General features: G+C 72.3%; 24 protein-coding genes. 9 read left to right on the top strand and 15 right to left on the bottom strand.

Annotation, left to right across the window (positions count from 1 at the left end; all coding sequences use genetic code 11):
* Positions 1–12 precede the first annotated feature (12 nt).
* From E1300_RS08820 to E1300_RS08810, 3 genes are read left to right on the top strand one after another with little or no spacing between them, the layout of a single operon-like run.
* Positions 13–402 (top strand): hypothetical protein, encoded by a 390-nt coding sequence (locus tag E1300_RS08820; RefSeq protein WP_131756383.1) that lies wholly within the window; start codon positions 13–15, stop codon positions 400–402.
* Positions 399–1,286 carry a hypothetical protein gene (locus E1300_RS08815; protein ID WP_131756382.1) on the top strand — a complete coding sequence of 296 codons (888 nt, stop codon included), beginning with the start codon at positions 399–401 and terminating at the stop codon, positions 1,284–1,286. The genes E1300_RS08820 and E1300_RS08815 overlap by 4 nt, the downstream gene beginning before the upstream one ends.
* 31 nt (positions 1,287–1,317) lie before the next feature.
* Entirely contained in the window at positions 1,318–1,725 is a 408-nt protein-coding gene (locus E1300_RS08810; protein WP_131756381.1) for a helix-turn-helix domain-containing protein, read from the top strand.
* Here E1300_RS08810 and E1300_RS08805 read toward each other — a convergent pair.
* From E1300_RS08805 to E1300_RS08795, 3 genes are all read right to left on the bottom strand, one after another.
* Positions 1,707–2,336, bottom strand: coding sequence for a ClpP family protease (locus E1300_RS08805; RefSeq protein ID WP_131756380.1), 630 nt, complete (start codon positions 2,334–2,336; stop codon positions 1,707–1,709). The genes E1300_RS08810 and E1300_RS08805 overlap by 19 nt on opposite strands.
* Positions 2,333–2,962 carry a ClpP family protease gene (locus tag E1300_RS08800; protein WP_131756379.1) on the bottom strand — a complete coding sequence of 210 codons (630 nt, stop codon included), beginning with the start codon at positions 2,960–2,962 and terminating at the stop codon, positions 2,333–2,335. Before E1300_RS08800 ends, E1300_RS08805 begins: the two co-directional genes overlap by 4 nt.
* A gap of 61 nt (positions 2,963–3,023) precedes the next feature.
* Positions 3,024–3,632: a TetR/AcrR family transcriptional regulator gene (locus E1300_RS08795; protein WP_131756378.1), complete on the bottom strand. Its 609-nt coding sequence runs from the start codon at positions 3,630–3,632 to the stop codon at positions 3,024–3,026.
* Between the two features lie 97 nt (positions 3,633–3,729).
* Here E1300_RS08795 and E1300_RS08790 point away from each other — a divergent pair, with 97 nt between their 5' ends.
* Positions 3,730–4,422, top strand: a complete 693-nt coding sequence (locus E1300_RS08790) for a peroxiredoxin-like family protein (RefSeq protein WP_207399564.1) — start codon at positions 3,730–3,732, stop codon at positions 4,420–4,422.
* Here the strand turns inward: E1300_RS08790 and E1300_RS08785 are convergent.
* From E1300_RS08785 to E1300_RS08750, 8 genes are all read right to left on the bottom strand, one after another.
* The gene (locus tag E1300_RS08785) at positions 4,389–6,164 is read right to left on the bottom strand and encodes an ABC transporter ATP-binding protein (protein ID WP_131756377.1); all 1,776 of its coding nucleotides are present in this window, start codon (positions 6,162–6,164) and stop codon (positions 4,389–4,391) included. The two genes, E1300_RS08790 and E1300_RS08785, sit on opposite strands and share 34 nt — an antisense overlap.
* Positions 6,154–6,594, bottom strand: a complete 441-nt coding sequence (locus E1300_RS08780) for a lasso peptide biosynthesis B2 protein (RefSeq protein ID WP_131756376.1) — start codon at positions 6,592–6,594, stop codon at positions 6,154–6,156. The genes E1300_RS08785 and E1300_RS08780 overlap by 11 nt, the downstream gene beginning before the upstream one ends.
* A complete protein-coding gene (locus E1300_RS08775) occupies positions 6,591–6,848 on the bottom strand; it encodes a lasso peptide biosynthesis PqqD family chaperone (RefSeq protein WP_207399563.1) in 258 nt (85 codons plus the stop codon). Before E1300_RS08775 ends, E1300_RS08780 begins: the two co-directional genes overlap by 4 nt.
* A 16-nt stretch (positions 6,849–6,864) precedes the next feature.
* Positions 6,865–8,700 (bottom strand): asparagine synthase-related protein, encoded by a 1,836-nt coding sequence (locus E1300_RS08770; protein ID WP_131756375.1) that lies wholly within the window; start codon positions 8,698–8,700, stop codon positions 6,865–6,867.
* A 24-nt stretch (positions 8,701–8,724) separates the two neighbouring features.
* Complete coding sequence (locus E1300_RS08765) at positions 8,725–8,832, bottom strand: keywimysin-related RiPP (protein WP_131756374.1); 108 nt, start codon at positions 8,830–8,832, stop codon at positions 8,725–8,727.
* Between the two features lie 424 nt (positions 8,833–9,256).
* Positions 9,257–10,099, bottom strand: coding sequence for a helix-turn-helix domain-containing protein (locus tag E1300_RS08760; RefSeq protein WP_131756373.1), 843 nt, complete (start codon positions 10,097–10,099; stop codon positions 9,257–9,259).
* A gap of 115 nt (positions 10,100–10,214) precedes the next feature.
* Positions 10,215–13,724 (bottom strand): hypothetical protein, encoded by a 3,510-nt coding sequence (locus E1300_RS08755; protein WP_131756372.1) that lies wholly within the window; start codon positions 13,722–13,724, stop codon positions 10,215–10,217.
* Entirely contained in the window at positions 13,714–14,325 is a 612-nt protein-coding gene (locus E1300_RS08750; RefSeq protein WP_131756371.1) for an RNA polymerase sigma factor, read from the bottom strand. Before E1300_RS08750 ends, E1300_RS08755 begins: the two co-directional genes overlap by 11 nt.
* 177 nt (positions 14,326–14,502) lie before the next feature.
* On the opposite strand from E1300_RS08750, the gene E1300_RS08745 reads away from it, so the two are divergent.
* Positions 14,503–15,045 carry a hypothetical protein gene (locus E1300_RS08745; RefSeq protein WP_131756370.1) on the top strand — a complete coding sequence of 181 codons (543 nt, stop codon included), beginning with the start codon at positions 14,503–14,505 and terminating at the stop codon, positions 15,043–15,045.
* Between the two features lie 70 nt (positions 15,046–15,115).
* Here the strand turns inward: E1300_RS08745 and E1300_RS08740 are convergent, their stop codons facing one another.
* Complete coding sequence (locus tag E1300_RS08740) at positions 15,116–16,939, bottom strand: cellulase family glycosylhydrolase (protein WP_242619023.1); 1,824 nt, start codon at positions 16,937–16,939, stop codon at positions 15,116–15,118.
* 127 nt (positions 16,940–17,066) lie between these two features.
* Between E1300_RS08740 and E1300_RS08735 the strand changes: the two genes are divergently transcribed.
* The 4 genes from E1300_RS08735 (at position 17,067) to E1300_RS08720 (ending at position 20,515) form a co-directional block, all read left to right on the top strand.
* The gene (locus tag E1300_RS08735; protein WP_165502745.1) at positions 17,067–17,681 is read left to right on the top strand and encodes a TetR/AcrR family transcriptional regulator; all 615 of its coding nucleotides are present in this window, start codon (positions 17,067–17,069) and stop codon (positions 17,679–17,681) included.
* 266 nt (positions 17,682–17,947) lie between these two features.
* Positions 17,948–18,271 carry a hypothetical protein gene (locus tag E1300_RS08730; RefSeq protein ID WP_207399562.1) on the top strand — a complete coding sequence of 108 codons (324 nt, stop codon included), beginning with the start codon at positions 17,948–17,950 and terminating at the stop codon, positions 18,269–18,271.
* A gap of 439 nt (positions 18,272–18,710) precedes the next feature.
* Complete coding sequence (locus tag E1300_RS08725) at positions 18,711–19,295, top strand: winged helix-turn-helix domain-containing protein (protein WP_131756367.1); 585 nt, start codon at positions 18,711–18,713, stop codon at positions 19,293–19,295.
* Positions 19,292–20,515 (top strand): MFS transporter, encoded by a 1,224-nt coding sequence (locus tag E1300_RS08720; RefSeq protein WP_131756366.1) that lies wholly within the window; start codon positions 19,292–19,294, stop codon positions 20,513–20,515. The genes E1300_RS08725 and E1300_RS08720 overlap by 4 nt, the downstream gene beginning before the upstream one ends.
* A 22-nt stretch (positions 20,516–20,537) precedes the next feature.
* Here E1300_RS08720 and E1300_RS08715 read toward each other — a convergent pair whose 3' ends face one another.
* The 3 genes from E1300_RS08715 to E1300_RS08705 all read right to left on the bottom strand — a co-directional run bounded on the left by E1300_RS08715 (position 20,538) and on the right by E1300_RS08705 (position 23,542).
* Positions 20,538–21,983, bottom strand: coding sequence for an MFS transporter (locus tag E1300_RS08715; RefSeq protein ID WP_131756365.1), 1,446 nt, complete (start codon positions 21,981–21,983; stop codon positions 20,538–20,540).
* A gap of 73 nt (positions 21,984–22,056) precedes the next feature.
* Positions 22,057–22,752, bottom strand: a complete 696-nt coding sequence (locus E1300_RS08710; RefSeq protein WP_131756364.1) for an SGNH/GDSL hydrolase family protein — start codon at positions 22,750–22,752, stop codon at positions 22,057–22,059.
* 229 nt (positions 22,753–22,981) lie between these two features.
* Positions 22,982–23,542, bottom strand: coding sequence for a TetR/AcrR family transcriptional regulator (locus E1300_RS08705; RefSeq protein WP_207399561.1), 561 nt, complete (start codon positions 23,540–23,542; stop codon positions 22,982–22,984).
* Positions 23,543–23,899 lie beyond the last annotated feature (357 nt).

Genomic DNA, 23,899 nt, shown 5'->3' with positions numbered 1-23,899 from the left:
AGGAGGCGGGTCGTGGGCCTGGCGCTCGCGGAGAAGCTGGCGGCCTTCTGCCGAGAACTCAACGAGGACGTGCTCGCGGGCATGGTGAGCGGCACGGACCTGGAAGCGACCTACCGGCGGGCCGCGGCGGCCGTCCGGAGCGGGGACCCCGGTCCCGGCATCGAGGCGGACCTCGACCGGCTCGACGAGCTGATGCGCGCGGTCGAGGGGACCGGCTTCTATCCCGACGAGCCGCGCGCCTACCGTCCGCTCGACGGTTCACGCGGACGCGGTCCGGGCGCGCTGTGGTGGGCGTGCCCCACCGGACTGTGCGCGGGACGCGGACGGGTGCGTCCCCAGCAGGAGCCGCCCACCTGCGGGGCGCTGGGCCAGGTACTTCGACCGCGGCCGCTGGCACCGTGACCGGCTTCCTGGGTGAGCTCGGCAAGAAGGCCGCCGAGCGCTGGCTCGCGCTCCTCGCGCTCCCGGGCCTGCTGTATCTGGCGGGCGTCACGATCGCGGTGACGCTCGGGCACCGGCACGCCCTGGACGCCGGACGGCTCGGACGGCAGATCACCCGGTGGTCGGCGGACCCGTCCCTGAAGTCCTTCGGCGGCACGGCCCTCGTCCTTCTGGCGGTCCTGCTCGGATCGGTGGCGGTCGGGTTCCTGGCGGACTCGCTCGGCGCGTTCGTCGAGATCCTCTGGACCCTCCCCGGACGGCGGGCGCCGGCGCGCTGGCTCACCACCTGGCGCCGCGAACGCTCGCGCCGCGCCAAGGCCAGGGCGGACCAGGCCACGAGCGAGACCGAGGCGGCGCGCGCGATCGCGGCCGCCGACCGCGTCTCCCTGCTGGAGGCCGACCGGCCCACCTGGATCGGGGACCGCCTCCACGTCGCCCGGGTGCGGGTCGAGGCGGTCTACGGCCTCGATCTCGACATCGCCTGGCCCCGGCTCTGGCTGATCCTGCCTTCCGAGGTGCGCGACGAGCTGGCCGCCGCGCGGACGGCGGTGACGGCGTCCGCCCGTCTCAGCGCGTGGGCCGTGCTCTATCTCGTCCTGGGCGCCTGGTGGTGGCCGGCGCTGCTCGTCGCCGGCGCCGCCCAGGCCACGGCGGTGCTGCGGGCCCGGTCGTCCGTCGGCAGGCTGGCCGAGCTCGTCGAGGCCACCGTCGACCTGCACGCCGCCGACCTCGCGGACCGCCTGCGCCCCGCCCAGCAGGCCTACGCCGACCCCGAGGCCGGGCCCCGCCTCACCACCCTCATGCGGAAGGGACGCTGGGACCCGCGCTCGACCATGGCGGACTGAGACCCGGCCGCGTGCCCTTTACGATGGACGCATGCCCGACACCACGCGATCGTCCAGGCCCGCCGACGGGACGCCGCACGAGCCGGACGCGCCGCGCCGGACGCCGCACGAGCCGCGCCGGACGCCGGACGCGCCGCGCCGGCCGGCGGAGCCGCTGTGGCGCGACGCGCTCGGCCAGTGCCTGCGGAACCTGCGCCGCGAGCGCGGCGAGAAGCTCGCCGAGACCGCCGGCCGCGCCGGGGTCTCGCCGCAGTACCTCTCCGAGATGGAACGCGGCGTCAAGGAGCCGTCCAGCGAGATGATCGCCGCGGTCGCCGGCGCCCTCGGGGTGACGCTCGGCGAGCTGACGCTGGAGGTCGCCTCGACCCTGCGCGCCGCGCCGGCCGGAGCCGCCCCCGCGGCCCCGACCTGCCAGGCGGCTTACGCGCTGGCCGCGTAACCGGGTGTCGACACGGGGACCGGCTGCCGCTCCTCGATCACATGGTCGATGAGGCCGTAGTCCAGCGCCGCCGAGGCGGTGAAGACGCGGTCGCGATCGGTGTCGGCGCGGAGCGTCGCGACGTCCTGCCCGGTGTGCCGGGACAGGATGCTCTCGAAGTCCGCGCGCACACGCACGACCTCGTCCGCCTGGAGGATCAGGTCGGGGATCGCCCCCCGCCCCTGGCCCACCGGCTGGTGCAGGACGACGCGGGTGTGGGGCAGCGCCGCGCGCTTGCCGGGCGCGCCCGCGGCGAGGAGGACGGCGCCGACCGCGACCGCCTGGCCCACGCACGTCGTCGCCACCTGCGGGCGGATGTAGCGCAGCGTGTCGTACACGGCGAGCATCGCGCTCGGGTCCCCGCCCTCGCAGTTGATGTACAGCTGGATGTCGCGCTCCGGGTTGTCGGACTCCAGGTACAGCAGCTGCGCGACGAGGGCGTTCGCGACGCCCGCGTCGATGGCGGTGCCGAGATAGATGATCCGCTCCGTCAGCAGGTGCGAGTAGACGTCCATGATCCGCTCACCGCGGGAGTCCCGCGCGATGACGTTCGGGATCGTGTAGGTGCTCATCGGGCGGCCCCCTCGGACGGCAGGCCCAGTCCGACGGGGTGGCGGCCGGCGGGCACGACCTCGTCGAAGCTGCTGACGATCGCGTCGATGAACCCGTAGTCGAGCGCCTCCCCGGCCGTGTACCAGCGGTCGTGCAGCGAGTCCTCGAAGATCCGGTCGAGGGGCTGGCCGGTGTCCTCGGCGATGAGCCCGAGCACCGTGTCGCGGGTGTGGCGCAGGTCGCCGGCCTGGAGCTCGATGTCGACGGCGGCGCCGGCGATCCCGGCGGAGCCCTGGTGCATCAGCACGCGGGCGTGCGGCAGGGCGCGGCGCTTGCCGCGGGTCCCGGCCGACAGCAGGAACTGCCCGGCGCTGTAGGCGATGCCGAGCACCAGCGTCGACACGTCGCACGGGACGAGCCGCATGACGTCGCGGATCGCGAGCATCGACGGCACCGACCCGCCGGGGGAGTGGATCCACAGCGCGATGTCGGACGAGGGGTCCTCCTTCGCCAGGGTCAGCAGCTGCGTCGCCAGCAGCGTGCCGTTGTCGTCGTCGAGCGGGCCGTCCAGGACGAGCACACGGTCCTGGTACAGCTCGCGCCGCATCCGTTCGTTGAACAACGGGGCATTCCGTTCCTCGCTCATGCCCTCACCCTGCGGCACCGCGCGCACCGGTCACAGCCCGATCCGCCCACGGCGGATCCGCTCAGAGCAGCGTGGCCCGGGAATCCCCGCTGAGCAGGGCGAGCGCGGCGTCCACGGTCCGCGTGAGGGCGCCGGCGTCGGCGCCCGCGCGTGAGCGGAGGTTGACGCCGTAGGCCAGCAGCGCCAGCAGCTCGGCGGTGGCGTGGGCGTCCACGCCGGGTGCGAGTTGCCCATGCGCGTCCGCGGCGGTCAGCGCGGCGAGCATCGCGTCCCGCAGCCGCTCGTGGTGCTCGTCGAGGACGGCGCGCACCTGCGGGTCGGCGTTCTCTCCGGCGGCGTGCGCGTTGGAGACCATGCATCCCCACCGGGCGAACTCGCCCGAACAGCGCGCCCGGACCAGTCCCGCGAAGAAGTCGGCGATGGCGGGCAGGCCGCGCCGGTCCTCGGCCAGGCGCTGGAACGCGGGCCCGGACCGCTGCTCGACGTACCGGCGCAGCGCGGCGCGGTACAGCTCCCGCTTGCCGCCGAAGGTCGCGTACAGGCTGGATCGGCTCAGCCCGGTGGCGTCCACCACGTCCTGGACGCCGGTCGCGGCGGCGCCCTGGCGCCAGAAGAGCCGCACGACGTCCTCCAGGACGGCGTCGGGATCGAAGTGCTTGACGTCCGGCACGCGCGGCCTCCCATCTTGGAACGGGGGTTCCAAGATAACACCGGCCCGGTGCATACTGGCGGCATCTTGAACCGAACGTTCCAAGTTAGGAGTCCCCGTGAGCCTCCAGGCCGAACTGCGCGCCTTCTACACCGCACGGCGGAAGCAGATCCCCGCCGGCGTCCGCGAGATCATGGACCGGGCCGGCCGCGACCTGGCCGCCTCGGGGCAGGCCGCCCGCGCGCTGACCACGGGTGCGACCGCCCCCGACTTCACGCTGCCCACCGCGACCGGCGGCTCCGTCCGGCTCGGCGACCTGCTGGAGACCGGCCCGGTCGTGCTGGCCTTCTACCGCGGCGCCTGGTGCCCGTACTGCAACATCGCGCTGCGGGCGCTCCAGCAGCACCACGACCGCATCACCGAACTCGGCGCCCGCCTCGTGGCGGTCTCCCCGCAGGTCCCCGACGCGTCGCTGACCCTGGCCGACAAGCACGCGCTGGCCTTCGACGTCCTCAGCGACATCGGCTCCGAGGTCGCCCGCGCCTACGGCCTGGCCTTCGACCTGCCCGACGACCTCGCCGCCGTCTACGACGAGCTCGGCTTCGACCTGCAGCGCGTCAACGGCGGCCACCCCCGCACGCTGCCGCTGCCCGCCACCTATGTCATCGCCCCCGACGGCACCGTCCACTGGTCGTTCGTCAACACCGACTACACCCAGCGCGCCGAACCGTCCGAGATCCTGACCGCCCTGACCACCCTGCGCGCGTCGGGTGTGGGTCATCGTCGGGGGCCGGGAGAGTCGGCGGCCTGACCAGGGCGTTCGCGGGACGGCCACCCGGAGGCGAGCTTGCGGTAGTAGGGGCTGCTCTCCAGGAGTTCGTCGTGCGTGCCGGACGCGGTGATCGTGCCCTCCTCCAGGACGAGGACGCGGGCGGCGGCGCGGACGGTCGTGAAGCGGTGCGCGATGACGAGCAGCGCGCAGTGGCGCGACGTCCGCTCGATGGTGCGGTGCAGTGCCAGCTCGTTCTCCAGGTCGAGGTGCGAGGTCGGCTCGTCCAGGAGGAGCAGGCCGGGCCGGGCGATGAGCGCGCGGGCGATCGCCAGCCGCTGGCGCTCGCCTCCCGACAGCTCCCGCCCGTGCTCGCCGACCGGGGCGTCCAGGCCGCCGGGGAGGCGTGCGACGAGCCCGGTCAGGTTCGTCATGGCGACCGCGCGGAGGATCTCGCCGTCGCCCGCGTCGGGGGCGGCGTAGCGGAGGTTGTCGCGCAGCGTGCCGTCGAGGACGGGGCAGTCCTGCTCGACGAGCCCGATCCGCGCCCGGTGCGCGGCGCGGCCGAGGGCGGCGACGTCGGCGCCGTCGGCGAGGACGACGCCGCGGTCGGGCTCGTAGAAGCGCTCGGCCAGCGCGAAGACCGTGGACTTGCCCGCGCCGGACGGGCCGATGAGCGCCACGTGGCCGCGCCGCGGGACCTGGAAGGAGACGCCGCGCAGCACGGGCCGTCCGGGCCGGTAGGAGAACCACACGTCGCGGAACTCCAGCGCGGCCGCGTCGGGCCCGGCCTCCGGAAGCAGGGGACCGGCGCGGTCGTCCGGTTCGCGGGGCAGCGCCAGCGCCTCGGTGATGCGGTGGACGGCCCCGGTGCCCTGCTGGACGGCGCTGACCGCCTCGAACAGCGCGCCCAGCGGCGCGGTCAGGTACAGCATGTAGAGCAGGAACGCGACGAGGTCGGCGACCGATCCGCTGCCGGCGGCGATGCGCACGCCGCCGATGAGCAGCACGACCAGGAAGGAGCCGGTGACCGCGAGCTCCGTGGCGGGCGCGACCAGCGCGTCGCACCCGGCCATCCGCACGCCGGCGGCGTAGGCGTCCTCGGCCCGGCCGCCGATCCGCTCGATCTCGCGGCGCTCGGCGCGGCCCGCCTTGACCGTGCGGATCGCGCTCAGCGCCCGTTCCAGGTCGGCCGCCATCAGCCCGGTCGCCCGCCGTCCCCGCAGGGACGCGGCCCGCATCCGGCGCAGGGAGAGGCCGAGGACGGTCCCGGCCAAGGTGACGATGGACGCGACGCAGGCGAACAGCACCCAGTCGAGCCAGAGCATCAGCGCGACGGTGGCCGCCAGCCCGATCGCGCCCGCGACGGCGTCGGTGAGCCCGCCCGCGATGACCTGCCGCAGCGCGAGCGTGTCGGCGTCGGCGCGGGAGATCAGGTCGCCGATCCGGTGCCGGTCGTAGACGCGCATGCGGAGGCTCAGCAGGTGGTCGATCAGGTTCAGCCGGATGCCGAGCACGATCCCCTCGCCGGTGCGGGCGAGCTGGAAGCGCACCAGCGCCTGCGCCAGCGCCTGCGCGGCGAACAGCGCGACCAGCGCGGCGACGCCGTCCCAGGCGACGAGCCCGGCGCCGGCCGTCCGGACGACCTGCCGGACGACCAGCGGCTGCGCGAGCCCGAGCGCCGACGCCACGAGGGTCAGCGCGACGGTCGCGGCGATGGCGCGGCGGTGGCCCGCGACCAGGCCGAGCAGGTCGCGCAGCCGGGCGCCGCCCTCAGCGCCCACCGTCCCCCTCCCGCAGCGGCGGCACGGTGATCAGCGCGGTGAGGTACCCGTCGGGGACGTTCTCGTCGACGGGGCGGCCGTCCGCCTCCAGCCACGCGTGCGCCCCGAATGGCGGCCGGGCTCGGACGCCGACGCACCAGGTCGGCCACGCGCCCCACATCCTGCACAGCAGCGCCGCCGCGAGGGAGCGGGGCAGGCAGCCGCGCGGACCGAGGCAGGCGAGGCTGACGGAGAGCACGGCGTCGCGGGCGAGCCTCGCCTCGTCGTAGGTCGCGGGAGGCGTGCCCCGGCGCAACCACCCGAGGACGACCCGGATACGTCCCGGCGGCAGCAGGGCGAGCACCCGCGCGAGCAGCACGGCGGCCCGCGCGGCCCAGCGGCGGCCGAAGGGGACCTTGGACGGGCGGCGCAGCGCGCTCGGGACCGTCACGGCGCCACCAGCCGGGCGGAGCGGAGCGCCTCGACCAGCTCCTGCACGTCGCTCAGCGCCCGGGACCGGTCGACGTCGAACTCCTCGGCGAGCCGCTCGGCCGCCTCCTCCACGGACCGGCCGCCGGCCAGCAGCCGCACCGCCGCCGCCGCGGTCGGGTTGAGCTGCCAGTAGTCGCCGCTGCGCTCGTCGAGCAGCACGGCGCCGTAGTCGGTGTCGGTCGTCGCCACGCCGGCGCGGAACCGCAGTCCCATCAGGCCGCCTCTCTCGTCATCGGTTCACCGGCCGCGCGGCCTCCCGGCCGCGCACCGCGCGCAGCCAGACCTCGCAGCCGATGGTGGAGTACAGGATCGCGTCGCGGAGCCCCGGCTCGTCCGGACGCGCGCACAGCTCCCGCAGCCGCCGCGCGTCGACCAGCCCGAGCCCGGCGAGCCGGGAGCCGTCCCAGAGTTCGAGCAGGTCGCGGCCGTGGGCGCGCAGGCCGTCCGCGGCGTCCATGGACGCCTCCGCCTTGTTCTCCCGCGCGAGGCACCCGTCCGGGACGATCCCGCGCATGGCCTCGGCGAGCAGCGGCTTGTACCGCCACGGGGTGACGCGCTCCTCCGGCCGGACGGCGAGGCACGCCTCGATCACCCGGTCGTCCAGGAACGGCGAGGCCATCGGCAGCCCGGCGCGGGCGCTCATCCGCTCCCACTGGCGGGTGATGCGGGTGCAGACCCGGATGGCGTGCAGGTCGGCGTGCTGCCCGCGGTCGGGCGACAGCGGCAGCGCCCCCTCGGCCGCGGCGGCGATCGCCTCCCGCGCCGCGGCCGCGGCGTCGTCGGTGACCCAGTCGAACAGGCGCGGAGCCGCGTCCCAGCCGAGCGCGCCGACCACCGTCGGCTGCCCGGGGGCGCGCAGGTCGGCGGCGGCGTCGAGCAGCCAGCGCCGGTACGGGCGCTCGTCGGCCAGCGCCCGCCCCATCGGACCCAGCGGCCAGTCGAACAGCGCCCGGAACCCGCGCAGCCGCCGGACCGCCAGGACCGGGCGCGTGCGCAGCAGCCGGTGGTAGTAGGCCTCCGAGCACCAGGCGACGTGGTCGCCGCCGATGCCGGTCATGTGCAGGCGGCTGCCCTTCGCGACGAGCCGCGGGACGTGGCTCAGCGCCCGCGCCCGGTCCATCATGCCGATGGTCGGCTCGTCCATGGGGTCGTCGATGCCGAGCAGGCCCGCGTAGACGAGCGGGGACTCCTCGGCCGGCCACACCGCGTGCTCGACGCCCGGAAGGTGCGCGGCCGCCCGCCGCGCCCAGTCGAGGTCCTCGTCCGCGGGGTCGCGTCCCGGCCAGGTGCTCGCGACGACCTTCGCCTCGCCCCGCGCCGCCAGGAAGCAGAGCGACGTCGAGTCCAGGCCGCCGGACAGGTCGCAGCTCACGACGCCGCCTTGCGCCGTCCGCGCGTCGACCGCCTCGGAAAGGGTCTCCCTCAGCGACTTCGCGCCCTGCGCGAGGGTCCGCACCGGACGCGGCGGCGCCCACCAGCGCCGTACCCGCGCTCCCTGCCCATCGCGCTCGACGACCAAGTGGTCACCCGGCGCGACGCCGTCCACACCACGCCAGAGCGGCGTGTGCAGCAGGGGATGCGGGACGGGCCAGAGCAGGCGCACCGCGACCTGCCGCTCGTCCAGCGCGGCCCCGGTGAGCGCCGCGAGCACGTCGGCGCGGTCGGACGCCACCGTCACCCCGTCGCACCGGGCATGGAAGACGAGCCGCGCCCCGGCGACATCGCCCTGGACGCGCAGCCGCCCGTCGAGCGCGGCCACCAGGTGGAAGCTCCCCGGCAGCGAACGGGCGAACCCGTCGAGCGCGGCGAGGTCGCGCAGCCGTCCCGCCTCCCGGGCGAGCCGCTCGGGGGAGACCGGGCAGGTGCCGATGACCGCGATGCGGGCGGTCCCGGCCTCGCCGACGATGATCTCGTCGTCGGCCCAGCTCCCCGCCAGCCACGGCCGTCCGGACGCGTACGTCAGCATGCGGGGGAAGCCCGACACCACGGCGAGGGCCGCCTCGTGGTCCGGAAGGACGACGAAGGACGCCTCGCCGTGGCGCGGCATGCCGTTGTCAGCAGGCATGGGCTGGATCTGCGATCGCCGTGATCAGTTCTTGCTGAGGATCAGGCGGTCGTTGCCGTTCCGCTGGAGCAGGCCGGTGTCCTTCCGGAATGTTCCCGCCGCCACCAGAACGGGCTTCTCGTAGTTCTTCATGTGCCTCTCCTTTTCTCTCGTCCGAGCGAATCCGGGAGGAATTCGCCCACCGAATGGAGTGCGCGGATCCACGCAGGAAAAGCATGTCATCCAGCCCCCGTGGACGCCACCCGCCCCATACGCCCCCACCGCCCGCGCCGTTCATGGGGAACGCATTACATTCCAGGACAAGAACGGACAAGATGCCTGTTTTCCGGGGCGGATCCGGTCATCGTCGGCCCGTCAAACTAACTGCCAGGTCATCCTTCAATGACCTGCAATCACGACACCCCTGTCCGGCCGTCGAGAAATTGGCCCTCGGGCATAGGGATCCAGCAGGTCCCCGTCGAAAGACCATGGAAAGAATTGGCCGCCGCGAAAGCCCCGTTATCGCACCGCGCCGAGGACCAAGGGCCACCGGCCGGAAGGGACCCTCGGCCGCCGGCTATCGGGAGATGAAGTCGTTCAGGTGGCGCAGGAGGATCTCGCGACTCTCGTCCTCGGAGACGGCCGACCGCTCCTCGATCAGCGCCCACAGATCGGTCAGGTCGGTCGAGGCGAGCTCCATGCCGAAGATGCTGTGGGCGAGGCTGATCCGGTCGCTGACGCGCGGGAACTCCAGCACGTCGAAGTTGCAGGTGCGGTCCTCGTACAGCGGCGCGGTCGTGGGCACCAGCCGGACGCGGCCGTCCTCGCTTTCGCTCAAGGCCAGCAGACACCGGAGCTGAGCGGTCATCACCTCTGGTTCAAGCACCTGTTTCAGCGCCGTCTCGTCGATGATGAGATCGAGGAAGCGCGGCCGTCCACCCGCGCGGAACTCCTGGCGCTGCCGGACGACGTCCCATACGGCCTCGACATTGTGCGGCGGGAGGCGGTGCGCGTCGAGCAGGCGGGTGTAGGCCTCGGCCTGCGCGAGGGGCGGGATCTGGAGCACGCCGTAGGAATGGACGACGCAGGCCTCGGCCTCGGAGATCAGCGCGTCCCGCTTGAGGGCCTTCATGCCGGGGAGCAGGGGCGCCAGCCAGTCCGGGCCGTCGAACCGCGTCGCCAGGTCCACCATCAGGTCGGCGACCTTGGCGGCACGGACCTCGTAGCGCTCCAGCAGCCGCTCCACGTCGGCGACCGTCGGCTGCGCGAACCCCGTCTCCACCCGCGCCAGCCATTCCGCGTCGCAGCCGGCGCGTGCCGCCGCCTCCTCGTAGGACAGTTCCACGATCTCGCGTGCCCGCCGCAGGTACAGCCCGAGCCGCCGCGCATTGATGTTGGGTATGCGTTCACGATCAGCCATCCGAACCTCCGGCACTCATAGTGACGGACACGAAACCGACCGTGCACGACAATCGCCGGAATCCCTGCGCAAGCGACCCCGCACCGCCCACGCCCACCCGTCGTCCGCGCGACCGCTACATCAGGCGCACCTTGGTCTGGGCTGTGAGGCCCGATGTCAGGCCCCGGGCGAGGACGACGTATCGGCCCGGCGGCGCGTCCTGGCGGATCTCCGCGGTCGCCCATCCGGCCGAGCTCATCGTGACGCTGTCGAGCGTGATGACATCGGAGCCCTCCAGCCAGAACCTCACCTGCTCCCCCGGCGAGAAGCCGGAGAGCGCCACCGTGGTCGGAATCCCGGCCGTGAGCGTCGCGGGCACGATGAGAATGGGAGCGAAGGAGGGCGCTTCGGCCGGTTCTCTCATCGCGAGCGAGGGTGGTCCCGCGGAAGCGACCGGTGCTCCGCTCCCCGGCCGGGCCGCGGTGGTGAACTGCGCGGCGTTGTGCGGCGCGGCGGAGCGCTTGGCGCGATCGTCCGTCGAATGCCGCAGTACCAGGGGCACCGCCAGGACCAGCAGGACGAGCGTCGTCAGGACGAAGGTGGCCAGGTTGGCCGTCCGGCGTCTGCTCGTCACGGTCTCGGGTTCGTCCGGGGCGCGGTCTCCCGAGGCGGCCGCGCCGTCGGACGTGGTCGTCTTCTCGGCGGCGGCGTCGGTGTCCGCCACCTGCCCGAGGGCGCGCCTGCGCACGAGGTCCTCGCCGTCGAAGTAGGCGGCGTCCCGCGCGGCGCCGGCGCTCCGGGCGGCCTCACCGCCGAGGGCGAGCACCCGCCGCCACGCGTCCCAGCGGAGCGTGGCGCCGAGCGCCGGCGCCACCGCGCGGGCCAGCTCCAGCGCGGCCGCATGGGAGCCCTGCCGCACGGCGTCGGCGAGGACCACGACGATGACGGCGGCGGCCTCGCCGATCTGCCGCGTCTCGGCCGGCCGCGACCATCGGGTGAGCGGCCGGGCGTAGTCGGCGGGGCGCGGCGGCGGCTCCGGAGCCACCGCCGCGGCCGGCCCGGTGTCGGGCTGGACGGTGTCGGGCTGCCCGGTTTCGGACTGCACGGTGTCGGGCTGCACGGTGGCGACGTAACCCGGCCCGGCCGGTTGCGCCAGATGCATCCGCCGGAGCCAGGCGAGCGCGCTGCGCCCGTCCGGGACGCCCGCCAGCCTCGCCAGCAGGCCCGGCGGCACCGGCGTGCCCTCCAGCGTGCGCAGCACCTGGAGCACGGCGCGGGCGTCCGGGGTCAGGCCGTCGGTCAGCAGCCGCGTGACCGCGCCGAAGTCGGCCGGCCCGCTCCGTCCTCCGGTGATCCGCAGCGCGGCGGCGGTCTGCAGGATGGCCCGCGGGTTCCGCTGCGCGATCCGGCACAGTCTGGCGGACGCGTCCCGGTCCGAGCCCCGTACACGTCCGCGCAGCCTCCGGTCGAGGAGTGCGAGCGCCGCCTGCTCGGTCAGCTCGCGGACCTCCAGCGCACGGCCCCGCTCCCAGTCCAGCCGGGTTCTGGACGCGACGACCACCTCGCTGGCGGGGACCATGTTCAGGAGCCGCTCGGCGTCGGCGGCCGACCCGCCGAAGTCGTCCACCACGATCAGGGCGCGCACCGCCCCCATGAGGAGGCGCATGCGGTCCGGTCCGGGCCGGTGCCGGTCGGCCTCGTAGCAGGACCGGTAGAGGGTCTGGACGATGTCGTCGATGGCCATGCCCGCCGCGGACAGCGACACCACGTCGCCGCCGGAGGCCGCCCGGTGCCCGGCGAACCGCCGGAGCAGCGTGGACTTCCCGGCCCCGGCACGGCCCCAGACCAGGACCGGGACCCCCTCGTCCAGCCAGTTCGCGAGCCGTCTCATCTCCGCGTCCAGGAGGACCGGCACGGAGTCCGGCACCGCCCGCCCGGACGGCCGGGTCCGCTTCCGGACGGCGGGCGGCGGGGCCTCGCACGCGGTGATCGTCGAACCGTCGGATCCGATCACCACCTCGTGGTCGCCCACGCGAAGCCGCGCGAGCTCCTTCCGGGCGGCCGCACCGTCCAGCGCCGCCGCGGAATGCCCACCGCACAGCGCGGTGGGGAAATAGCCCCACGCGTCGAGTCCACCGGCGCCGCCAACGCGCATCGGACGGAACTCGTGGCAGTCCATCAACTCGGCATAGTGCCTGATCACGTTCTCGTACACGTAGTCCGACGTGATCAGGGCGAGGTCTCCGGCGGAGTCCCCGCACGCGGAGACGAACTCCGGCGCCTTGAGGAGCTGCTCCAGATGGTCCAGCGACGTCCCGGTCGCGCCCGCGGCGTCGAAGTTCACGATGCCCATGTGCAGGGCCGCGCGCAGCCGCAGCCGCGAGCTCTCGCTCGACCGCCGGTTGTACCGCCGCAGCCCGACGCGGGTGCCGTCGATCAGAGTGTTCGCCAGCAGGTCGGGCGCCAGATCGGGGGGCAGCAGGACGAGGACGCTGTCCCCGCGGTCGTAGGACCGGCAGCGCAGCCAGCCGATGCCGGCCATGTCGAACGCTTCCTGGAGGATCAGATAGAGGGACCGGCGAAGGTGCAGTTGCTGGACGTCGCCGCGCCAGTCGTCGTCGCGGCCTCCCGGGGGGACGGCGCTCACGGCGACGGCCGCGCAATGCACCTGCCCGCTCGACGCCCACGGACGCGCGGGCTCGGCGTGCACGGTGTGCGGCGGTGGCGGGTGAGCGGCCTGCACTCCACTCGCGAAGTCGGCGTCATCATCCAGCCGGTGCCGCGCCACCTCGTCGTCATCGACGAGCTCGACCTCGGCGGCGTCCTCGATCTCGTCGTCATCGCCGGGCGGCATGGCCGGCATGAGGCTCGGCCGGTAGACCATCAGTTCGCGGCGGGCGTTCACGGGAGCCGGCAGCAGGTCGTGACCACCGCCCGCGCCGGGCGGTACGGGAGCGTAGTGCGGCAACGGCGGCGGCACGGCCCAGGGATTCAGCCCGGCGCTGGCCATCCACCCCCGCGCGTGCGCCTCGGCCAGCTCGGTGATCCGGGTCGCCTCCCGCCGGGCCTCCTCCAGTTCGCGGCGGGCGTCCGCCAGGAGGCGGTCGGCCCGCTCCCTGGCGTCCGCGAGGATCGCCTCGGCGTCCTTCCTGGCGTCGGCGAGGCGCTCGGCGGCCATCGTGACGCCCTGGCCCTTGTACTCCTCCGCCTTCTCCTGCGCCTCCAGCTCCATGGCCGCGGCCCGCTGGCGCGCCTCGGCCTCGACCTCGGCCGCCCTCTTCACCGCCGCCGCCCTGATCCCCTCGGCGGCCAGCCGCGCCGCCTCGACCTCCTGGGCGCTCATCCACCGTGGATCGAGGCAGTCCGCCTCCCCGCGATCGGCGTCGTCCTGCGGTGACGGGGGCAGATCCGGCAACCCGTCGAAATCCCCGGCGTCACCGCCGTCGAGGCCGTTCGGCTCCGCCGGCGGGCTCTCACCGCCGTCCGGGAAATCCCCGCGCTTGAGCCTGCGGAGGCGGCGCTCCACCTCGTCGTCCGGCAGCATCAGGTCGTTCGCCTCGTCCATGAGACGGAGGAAGTCGGCCAGGATCTGGTCCAGTGGCTCCTCCGGATCCGGCGACTGGGGTGCGGGCGGATCATTGGTCATCGGGCTTCCTCCCGTCGATCTTCTCGGAGGTCGTCGACCGCCGCTGCGGTCCAGGGGCGGGTTCGGGGTGGCGCTCCTGCTCCACCAGCTCTCGCAGCCGCCGCCTGGCGAGCTGGAGGTTCTTGCGCACGGTGGCCTCGTTCTTGTCCAGGATCACGGCCGCCTCGGCGTAGCTGGCCTGCGCCACGAGGATCAATTCCGCCACGGCGCGCTGAGTCTCCGGCAGTCGATCGAGCATCTGTTCGATCCACTGTCTATCTTCCCAGTCGCTCAACCGCGAATCCGGTTCGCCCTCCCGATCCAGATAACCGCCCTGGATCGCGCGGGGCACCGCCTCCCGGTCCCGCGTCCTCTTCTTGACGAAATTGCTCACGACCGCGCGGGCGGCATAGCGGTCCGGCTGCCGGAGATCACCCCAGCGCCGGAGCACCTCCTCCATGGTCTGGTCGACCGACTCCTCGGCCTCGTGCCAGGTCGCTCCCTGCGCCAGCGCCACAGCGATCAGTTTCTTGTAATGGGAACGGAAGAACTGGTCGAACTCCGGTGGGGCGGTCGCGCGCGGAACTGGCACGGCCGCCTTGCCCATGTCCGGGTGCCCCACGAGCGATCTCCCATCGTTCTCGGCTCGCCTCCTCCTGCACACGTGGTCCGTCGCGACGGCACTTCGTGAATCGCGTGACCGCTTTTCTTCGTGGGGCGGCCGAAGTTCACAGGCGGGCCCGTCCAGCGGACCTAGAACACGAAGAGCGAGACCGGGCGACCTCGGAAGGACACCATCGTGAACCGTGACCCGGGCCACCGCCCGCCGACCGGGCTCGGGGCGCTCGCCGTCCGCTCGGCGCTGCGCGTGCTGCGACCGCGAGCCTCGTCCGGGCCGAGGGGCCGCGCACTCCCGCGCGCCCTGGCGGCACTCGCGGCGACCGCCTCGGCGGCGACGGCGGTCGCCGTGGCGGTGGGCCTGGCGGCGCACCCGGAGTTCGCCGCGGCGCTCAGCGCGATGACCACCGTCTACATCGCGGTGATCAGCACCCGCCATCTGTGGGAGGACCGCTCCGCCTCCACGCCGCCAGCCCCCGCCCCCGAGCACCCGACGTCCGCCCGTGGGCAACTCGCACCGCCCGAGGACGCCCCCTCCCCGCGCGACACGTCCACTTGCGACGTCGGACGAGAACCAACCGATCACTTCGACATGCGCGCGACGATGATCAGCGAAACGGCGGCAAGAAACGCCGCTCGCCCCGATGGCCCGGAATTCCCCCGGCTAGCCGACCCAGGACGCCCGCCACACGAGGCCAGGCGGCCACACAAGAGCGGATCGTGACGGCGCGAGCTGGACCATCGACCGGCGGTCGAGAGTGTCGGCGGCATCGAGGCGTGCGCGGAAGAGCCGATCAAGAGGGGAACTGGCGGTTCGTCCAGGCGGTGAGTTCGGTGCGGGCCGCGGCCAACTGAGCGGCGGTCGCGGGTGTGCCGGTCGTGGTGTTGACGACCAGGGCCACGTGCACCGCGGACCCGGCGGGTGCGGTGAGCTGCAACCGGTACGCCGAGGAGGAGCCGGACTCCAGGACGGCCCGAACCGAGCCGGACGCCGGCACACCGCCGACCGTGCCGAGGTCGCTGACGACGGTGGTGCCCGCCGGGGCGAACGAGCGCGGCAAGTGCAGGTCCGTGGGAACGGTGGCGGCCGACCCCCTCCAGACCAGGACGCCGTACTGGCGGTCCTTGACCAGAGCGGCGATCTCCGGCATCGAGGACGCGACGGTGAGCCAGGCCTGCTGCCGTCCGGCGCCGCCGTACCCGGAACGGGCGAGGTCCTCGTAAGCGAAGGCCAGGGTGTCGCCGTTGACCGCCGAGGGGTAGAGCCGGTCCAGGACGCGCACGTCCAGCCGCGGGGTGACGGTGCCGGCATCGTCGGCGGCCACGACCGAGTGGTCCTCGCCGTTCCACGCGTCGCCCTCGGTCTGCACCTTGTCAGGGTTGCCGTTCATGAGTTCGTGGTGGCGGCCGCTGTAGACGTCCCACTGCCATTGCAAGGACGACAGCACCGAGCCGCCCGCCGCGGGCCCGCTCCACCAGTCGCGGCCCGGGACGCCGGCGTCCATGCCCTGGTACATGGCGCGGACCATCCACGGGGTGCGGTCGCTGCCCGTTCCGGACAGCTTGTTGCCGAACTCCGAGACCAGCGGCGCGGTGCCCAGGGCGGTGGCACGCTGCCGGATCTCGTTCATGACCTCGGCGTACGTGCCGTCCGACGCCGGCGCGGGGGACACCGTCATCCGGGCGCCGTCGTAGTAGTGGCTGTTGAACACCCACCGGGTGCCCAGCCGGCCGACCGACGTCATGCCGCCCTGCTCGAAGAAGCCGGTGTTCCAGAAGACCAGCGGCTCGACGAAGGCGGGCTTGGCGTTCCAGCCCGCCTCGTCCATCGCGGTGCGGAAGCGCTGGTAGAACGGCATCAGGTAGTTCTTCTCCCAGTCGACGCCGGTGCCGCCGTCCAGGCCGCCGTCGAACGGCTCGTTGAACGGGTCGAAGCCGAGGACGCTGTCGAAGGCGGCCTGGGGCAGCTGCTGCTTCAGGTACGTCATCGTCGCCTTGGCCTGGGCCAGATAGGCGTCCTGGACGCGGACCTGCCCGGCGGACGTGGTGAGCTGCCGGTTGCGCCAGAAGTCGTAGGCGGCCTGCCGCACGGCGGCGTTGTTCTGCATGTTCTGTCCCCACAGCAGGCAGATGCCGCAGGACTCCTTGGGATAGCCGCCGGCCTGGACGACCCACGCGGGCGCGCCGTCACCGGTGTACCAGCTCCCGGCATTGAACAGGTAAGAGGAGTAGAGGTCTTGGTGGTAGTCCAGCAGGACGCGGAAGCCGCGGTCGGTGAACGCCCTGAGCTGCGCGATGGCGCGGTCCAGGTAGGCGTGGTCGATCCGGTCGGGGGCAGGCTGGACGCCCTCCCAGCTGATCAGGAAGCGGACCGCGTTGGCGCCGGTGAGGTCGCGCATCGCCTGCGCGGACCGGGCGGCGTCCGCCGTGGTGCGGAAGGGCAGCAGGCCGTTCTCGTAGAGCTTCGTGCTGCCCGAGACGTTGAAGCCGCGCAGGGTCACCTCGCGGCCGTCGGTGTCGCGGAACACCCAGTCCTGCTGTTTCGGCGAGACGACGACGGCCCCCTGGTCGCCGGCCGCGTCCGCCGGAGACCCGGTGACGACGGACGCACCGGCCACCACCAGAAGGGCCGACAACATCTGGACGCGACGGAACCCACGTTTCACTGGCATGGGGTGGCCTTCCCTCGGGGGCTCCCTCACTGTGCAAGAAACCTCTTGCACTTGCAAGAGCTATCTTGCGTCCGTGCCCTCCACCACACGCGAGCGCGTCCTCGACGCCGCCCTTGAGCTGATCCAGCAGCGCGGCTTCGGCGGCACGACCGTCACCGGCATCGAGGAACGTGCCGGGCTCTCGCCCGGCAGCGGCAGCTTCTACCGCCACTTCCGCTCCAAGGAGCACGTGTTCACCGAGCTGTTCGAGCGCGAGCTCGACCGGGCCCAGCGGCACCGTCGGACCTTCGAACGCGGCCCCGTTCCCGGCGGCTCGTCCGACGCGCTCGCCCGCCGCCTCCTGGAGCAACTGGAGTACCTGGCCGCGATCAGGCCATTGATCACCCTGCTGGCCCGCGAGCACGGCCGCTTCCCCGAGCTCACCGGCAAGATCCGCGATGCCCTGCTGGACCAGGGCATCGCCGAGGAGACCGAGCACCTGCGCCGCGACCTGCCGGGCATCTCGGCCGACGAGGACCCGCAGGCCCTGCTCGCGGTGATGGTCGCCGCACTGACCGGCTACCACCTGTCCCGCGAGTTCTTCGGCCGCCCGCCAGGCAACATCGACCCGTCCCGGTTCGCGGCCGCACTAGCCCGCCTGCTCGCCACCCCGGAACCACCAGCCGAACAGGGCGGGAATGATCGATAAAGAGGGTGCGCGGGGCGAAAGTCCGCCTTTTTTAGTGATCAGTTCGTGCTGAAAATATGGCTCGGCGGCGTGGCCAACGAGTTGGAGCCGGCCGTGATTTCCAGGGAGTGAGCAGGGAGGACGTTCGGTCACGAACAGGACTCGATCTCATCGAAACGGCACGCCTGGGCGAGATGCGAAGTAGGAGAGGTTTGTACCGGCTGTTGGGGGTAGAGGGGGGCAGTCCTCCTGAAAGCGAGGACTGCCCCCGATGAAGGAGAAAAAAGATGACCATGCCCGCTTCCGGTGCGGCCGGTACGGATGCGACGACGAACCGTCCCGGTGGCCACGCGGCCCCCGACGGCCGGACGCCCGCCCGGCGGCTGACCACGGAGACCAAGGCCTTCTTCAAGACGACCGAGTTCTTCGCCTACGTGGTCGCCGTGATCGGCGTTCTGATCGCCTCCCAGGTGATCGGGACCGAGGACGGACACAACGACTACTTCCGCGGTGACAAGGCGTGGTTCTACATCGTCCTGCTCACCATCGGGTACCTGGTCAGCCGGGGACTGGCCAAGTCCGGCAGCCGGGACCCGTACACCGACCGGTGATCCAGACCTAGCGGCGGACTCGGCCCCGCCCGGCCATTTCACTACACCGGAGCGGGGCCGCCCCCGCACGTTCACCAAACCGCACGAGCCCCTGCCGGCCGTCCAACATGAACAACTCGGCGAAAACGCTCGAAACAAAAAGCTCCCCATGAGTCGGTCGCCGTAGCGACCGGCGATCTTTCATTCTCATCCGACCGGTTAGCGTTGCCACAACCGGTGAGCGTCGAACGCACCTTGCGACGCTTCTATAGCACGATGAAATACGCCACGCGAACGCCCGACACCCCAACCACTTCGGATCTCTCGAAACACTCGTAAATATCATGCGATGGCAAAAACGTGATCGTCATCAACTGCCCCCGCGGTAACAGCGGCTGCGCCACCCGTCCAGCATCGAAAGAGTCTTTCGAAAGAGCCCTTCCACGTCTAGAGTCGGGGCATGGACGAGCGAAGGCACTTGACCGACCCCGGCGAGATCAGGGCGCTGGCCCACCCCGTGCGGCAGCGGATCATGCGGGTTCTGTGGTCGCTGCGCAGCGCCACCGCGACCGAGATCGCGGACGCGGTGGGGGAGAGCCCGGCCAACTGTTCCTGGCATCTGCGGCAGCTCGCCAAGCACGGTTTCGTGGAGGAGACGGGCGAGGGACGGGGACGGCGGCGTCCCTGGCGTCCGGCCAGCCGATCACTGCGGTGGGGCGGCAGCACCGAGAGCGGTGGCGCGGCGGCGGCCAGCGACGAACTCAGTGCCGTCGTCATGGAGGAGGAGTTCGAAGGGCTGCGGGCCTGGAACACCTGGCGGCGCACGGATCCGCCGGAATGGCAGGACGTGGCCGACTTCTCCCAGGCGCTGGCCTGGCTGACCGTCGAGGAGCTGGCCGAAGTCCAGGCCGAGTTCGTCGCGATCATGACCCGGTACCGGGACCGGGAGCGTCCGCCAGGCGCCAGGCCGATCCGAATGTTCGCCTGGGCGGTCCCCGCCGAACCGATGCCCGCTGACTCGAAGCCCGCCGAGCCGATGTCGTGAGGGGGCTGCTGCGGCAGCGGGACACCCGCCTTCTGCTGGCGGGCCTGACCACCGGCATGGCAGGCGACTCGCTGATGCTGCTGGTCTTCTCCATCTGGGTGAAGACGATCACCGGCTCGAACGGCGCGGCCGGGGCGGTCGCGCTCTGCATCGCGGCTCCGTGCGTCCTCGCTCCGCTGGGCGGCTGGCTGGTGGACCGCGTGCGCCGCCGCCCGTTCCTCATCGGACTCAACGTCCTGTCCGCGCTGACCATGGTGCCGCTGCTGGCGGTCGACGGCCCGCAGGACGTCTGGATCATCTACGCCGTCGCGGCCTTCTACGGCTTCGCCCTCGTCGCCGGTAACGCCGCGCTCAACGGGTTGCTTCAGGAACTGCTGTCGGACGAAGAACTCGGCCAGGCCAACGGGGTGCTCCAGACCCTGCGTCAAGGGTTGCGGTTGGTTGGGCCGGTGTTGGGTGCCGCGCTGTTCACGTCCGTCGGAGGAGCCGCCGTCGCGCTGGTGGATGCCGCCACGTTCCTGGCCTCAGGCGCGGCCTTGGCCCTGATGCGGGTGCGGGAGGCGCGACCGGAACGCCTGGAGCGGCGCGCGGCACGGGAGCTTTCGGCGGGCCTGCGCCATCTGCGAGCGCAGGCGGCGCTGCGCCGCGTGGCGTGGGGTGGCGCGACGGCGTGGCTGTGCATCGGATTGCTCGACTCGGTGACGTTCGCGCTGCTTGAGCACGGACTGCACCGGCCGCCGGCGTTTGCAGGCTTCCTGTCGTGCGCGCAGGGCGCGGGGTCGGTCGTAGGCGGGCTGGTCGCGGCGCGGCTCATCGGACGCTGCGGCGAGCTCGGCGCCGACGGGCTCGGCATGCTCGCCCTCGGCACCGGTTCTGCGCTGTGCGTGGCCGGTGAGGTCCCCGTCGTCCTCGCGGGACGGGTCCTGATCGGCGTGGGCATCGCCGTCGAGGCCGTCGCCCTGGCCACCGTCCTGCAACGCCGGACGCCCCGCGCCCTGATCGGCCGGACCTCCACCGCCATCGAGACTCTCAGCACCGGGCCGCAGGCGCTTTCCCTCGCGGTCGGTGCCGCCCTCATCGGGTTCGCCGACTACCGGGTGCTGCTGGCGGTCATGGCAGCGGGCATGCTGTCCTCGGCCGCCTACCTGTGGATGGGCCGCGCGCTCAGTCCGCCTCCTCCCCGGCCTCTCCGGACGGCGACGCCGGAAGCGCCTCGATGACGACCGTGCCGCCGGAAGCGATTCACCTGCCCTCGCCGGTGCTCGGCTGGGGTGACGGCCACTTCGGCAGGAGGAAGACGATCACGCCCGCCATGACGGCGATGACGAACGTCCCGAAGGACGCGGCGGCGAAGGCGTCACCGGCGGCGGCGACCCTGCCGTCCACTGTGGACGCGGGATCGAACCAGGCGAAGTAGATCGCTCCGATCACGGCGACGCCGAGCGCCCCGCCGCACTGCTGGGCCGTGGACAGGGCGCCCGACGCGACACCGGCCGACTCCGGCCTGACGCGGCTCAGCACCGTGTTGAACGCCTGCGTGATGACCAGTCCGCCGCCGACGCTCTGCAGGACGAGGGTGGGGATCACGAGCAGCGGAGTGATCCGCGGGCCGGAGACCAGCAGCAGGCCGGTCGCCAGGTAGCCGCTCGCCAGGGTGATCGCCCCGAATTCGAGGACCCGCCGTCCATGGCGCGGGATCAGGCGGCTCGCGACCATGCTGAAGACGAAGAAGGTGATGGCGGCCGGCGTGTAGACAAGGCCCGCGCCGAGCGCCGACATGTCGAGGCCCTGCTGCATCGTCACCGACAAGGCCAGGTAGTACGAGTAGATCAGCGCGTACAGGGTGAGGACGAGAATGATCCCGAGCGAGAACGAGCGCTGCCTGAACAAGGCCAGCGGTATCAAGGGATCCCCGCCTCGCCGTTCCAGGCCCCGTTCGATCGCGACGAATGACCCGAAGGCGACCACGCTGCCCGCGAAGCAGGCCCAGACCCACGTCGGCCAGCCCGCTTGCTGCCCCTGAATGAGCGGCAGTACCAGAAGGAAAAGGGCCGCACTGAGCACCAGGACTCCGGGCATGTCCAGCTTGCGGGTGGCGGTCGCGCTCGTCCTCGGCACGTATCGCATTGCGAGCAGGAACATGGCGATTCCGATTGGCACGTTCACCCAGAACACCAGCCGCCAGCCGGAGCCGAACAGGTCGGCGCCGATCAGCAGCCCGCCGATGACCTGTCCGCCGATGGTGGCCATCCCTATGACGACGCCGAGCACGCCGTAGACGCTGTGCCGCCTCGCCGCAGGCACCAGCACCGTGACGTACGCGAACACCTGCGGGACCATCAGGGCAGCTCCGAGCCCCTGGACGACGCGCGCGGCGATGAGCGTGCCCGCGTTCGGCGACAACGCGCAAACGATCGACGACAGGGTGAAGAGAACCACTCCGAAGAGGAAGATTCGCCTGCGGCCGTACAGGTCGGCCAAGCGGGTGGCGGTGATGATGAAGACCGCGTAACTCAGCTGATAACCCGCGAGGACCCACTGGACATCACCGGCGGAGGCATGGAGATCCACCGCGATCGAGGGGTCCGCGACCACGACGATGAACGAGTCGAGAACCGCCATGAACAGAGCGGACAGGACGACCGAGATCGCTATCCACGGGATGGTGCCAGCCTCTTCGGCCGCCATCGAATGGTCAGCTGATAACTGACTGTCTGTCACGAGAGAACCTCCCAAATGGGCTGGCGGCGTCGCAGGACGGTCAAGCGCGGGGCGGTGATTGCGCCGATGCGGTGCGTCCCAGGGAAACGGCCAGCTTCTTGACCACCTCGGCCGCCATGACCGCCTGGCCCGAGGTCGAGAAGTGAATGCGGTCGGCACTGACCAGGTCGTCGCGGTCGTTGATCGGGTGGTCCCACATGTCCACCACGAGGGCGTCGTATTCGGCGGCGAGCCCGCGCACGATCTCGTTCAGCGTGACGATCCGCTCCGTCCAGTCAGGGAAGACCGGAACGACGTACGCCCGGCCGAGTGTGAAGGTGGTCAGCAAGGCGCCGGTTTCCGCGGCCACGTCGTACATGCGCCGGAGGGTGCGCTCTATCTCGCCGAAGTCGGGCCTGCGGCGCACGATGTCGTTGGCGCCGCACGGCAGGTGGAGCAGGTCCGGGGCGAAGTCGACCATGCGGGACGCCTGGTTCTGGAGCGTCTGAGCGGTGGTCGCCCCGATCTCGGAGACGTTGAGGTACTCCAGCTCCGGCCGGACGCGCCGTAGGACGTCGGCGACCCGGTCCGACCAGCCCTGGTCTCGATAGCCCGGGGTCGGGTCGCCGGTGCCGGCCGACAGGCTGTCGCCGATCACGGCGAACCTGCTCCACGGGGCTCCGGACAGCATCGCCACGGCATCCGCCTGAGCCAGGCAGAACGGATCGGTGGCCTCGGTGAAGGCGGTCGACGTCATGGAGAAAAACATACGGTCGATCGTATGCTTTTATCAAGTGCCTCCTTGGTGCCCCGGACGCATAACTGGACGAGTGGCGTGCGCGCTCGCGGCAGGACGAGTCGGCTGCACTCGGCGGCGAGGTGACCTGCACCTCAATGCCGCAGGGAAGACAAGGGCGGAGCGGTTCAGCTCATCGAGGCGGCCCTGGCAAGGGTCTAGCGCGCGGTGCGGGCCGGGGCGGCGTCGCTCAGGAAGTCTGCGGTGGGCGAAGGAAGCCGTCGATCACGCGGTGGACCTTGTCGACGGCGCCGGCGTCACCGAGGCGCATCGCGGTGTTGGCCGCGCACAGGACCGCGTCGATCTGGAAGGCGGCCAGGTCCGCGTCAAGATCGGCGATCTGCCCGGCGCCGGCGGCGACCCGCAGATGGTGAGCGATCAGGCCGACCCAGTCCTGCTGGTCGCGCTTGAGCTCGTCACGGACCCGACCGGGGCGGCTGTCGAAGTCGACGAGGTTGGCGACCCGGAAGCACCCGCCCGGGAACAGCGGCGTCTCGGCGTAGACGATCCAGTGCTCGACCAGCGCGCGCAGGCGGTCGGCACCCCGGGGAGCGCTCTTGGCCGGACGGACGACCGCGTCCAGAAAAGCCTCGCGCGCCGCTTCCACGGCAGCCAACTGGAGGTTTTCCTTAGACCGGAACAGCGTCTGGATGTTGCTCTTGCTGATGTCGAGCTCGGCGGCCAGGCGGCCGAAGCTGAGCCCGCTCAGTCCCTCCAGCGAGGCGATGTCCACGGCACGCCGGGCGATCACGCGCCGGGACCGTGCCCCCCGCACCAGCCGCTGGTCAGGCCGTCCCTCCCTCTCGGCGGGCGGCTTCGCCTGCGCGACCGCCCCGTCCGAGCCCGCGTGCTGGATCCGCCCACTCATGGAAGCCATCCTGCCACAAGGCCCGAACAAAACATACGGCCGATCGCATGTCAGAGGCTGGGAGCTGGGCAGCGGGCACCCACGACACTCACCCTCGTCAAGACCGCGCCGCGCGCCGTGGAGGCGGCCTCCGCGCTGCTCGCCGCGCTGACGGTGTGGGCCGCGCGCGGCAACCCCGACCTGCGATGGCCGGGGGCCCCGGGCCGACGTTGAAGCCGTCCGAGGCCCGACTGCAAAGGC

The sequence above is a fragment of the Actinomadura fibrosa genome, from assembly GCF_900659615.1.
Lineage (GTDB): Bacteria > Actinomycetota > Actinomycetes > Streptosporangiales > Streptosporangiaceae > Spirillospora > Spirillospora fibrosa.
Note: the sequence above shows the minus strand (reverse complement) of the source record. Positions and strands in the feature narration are given on the sequence as shown.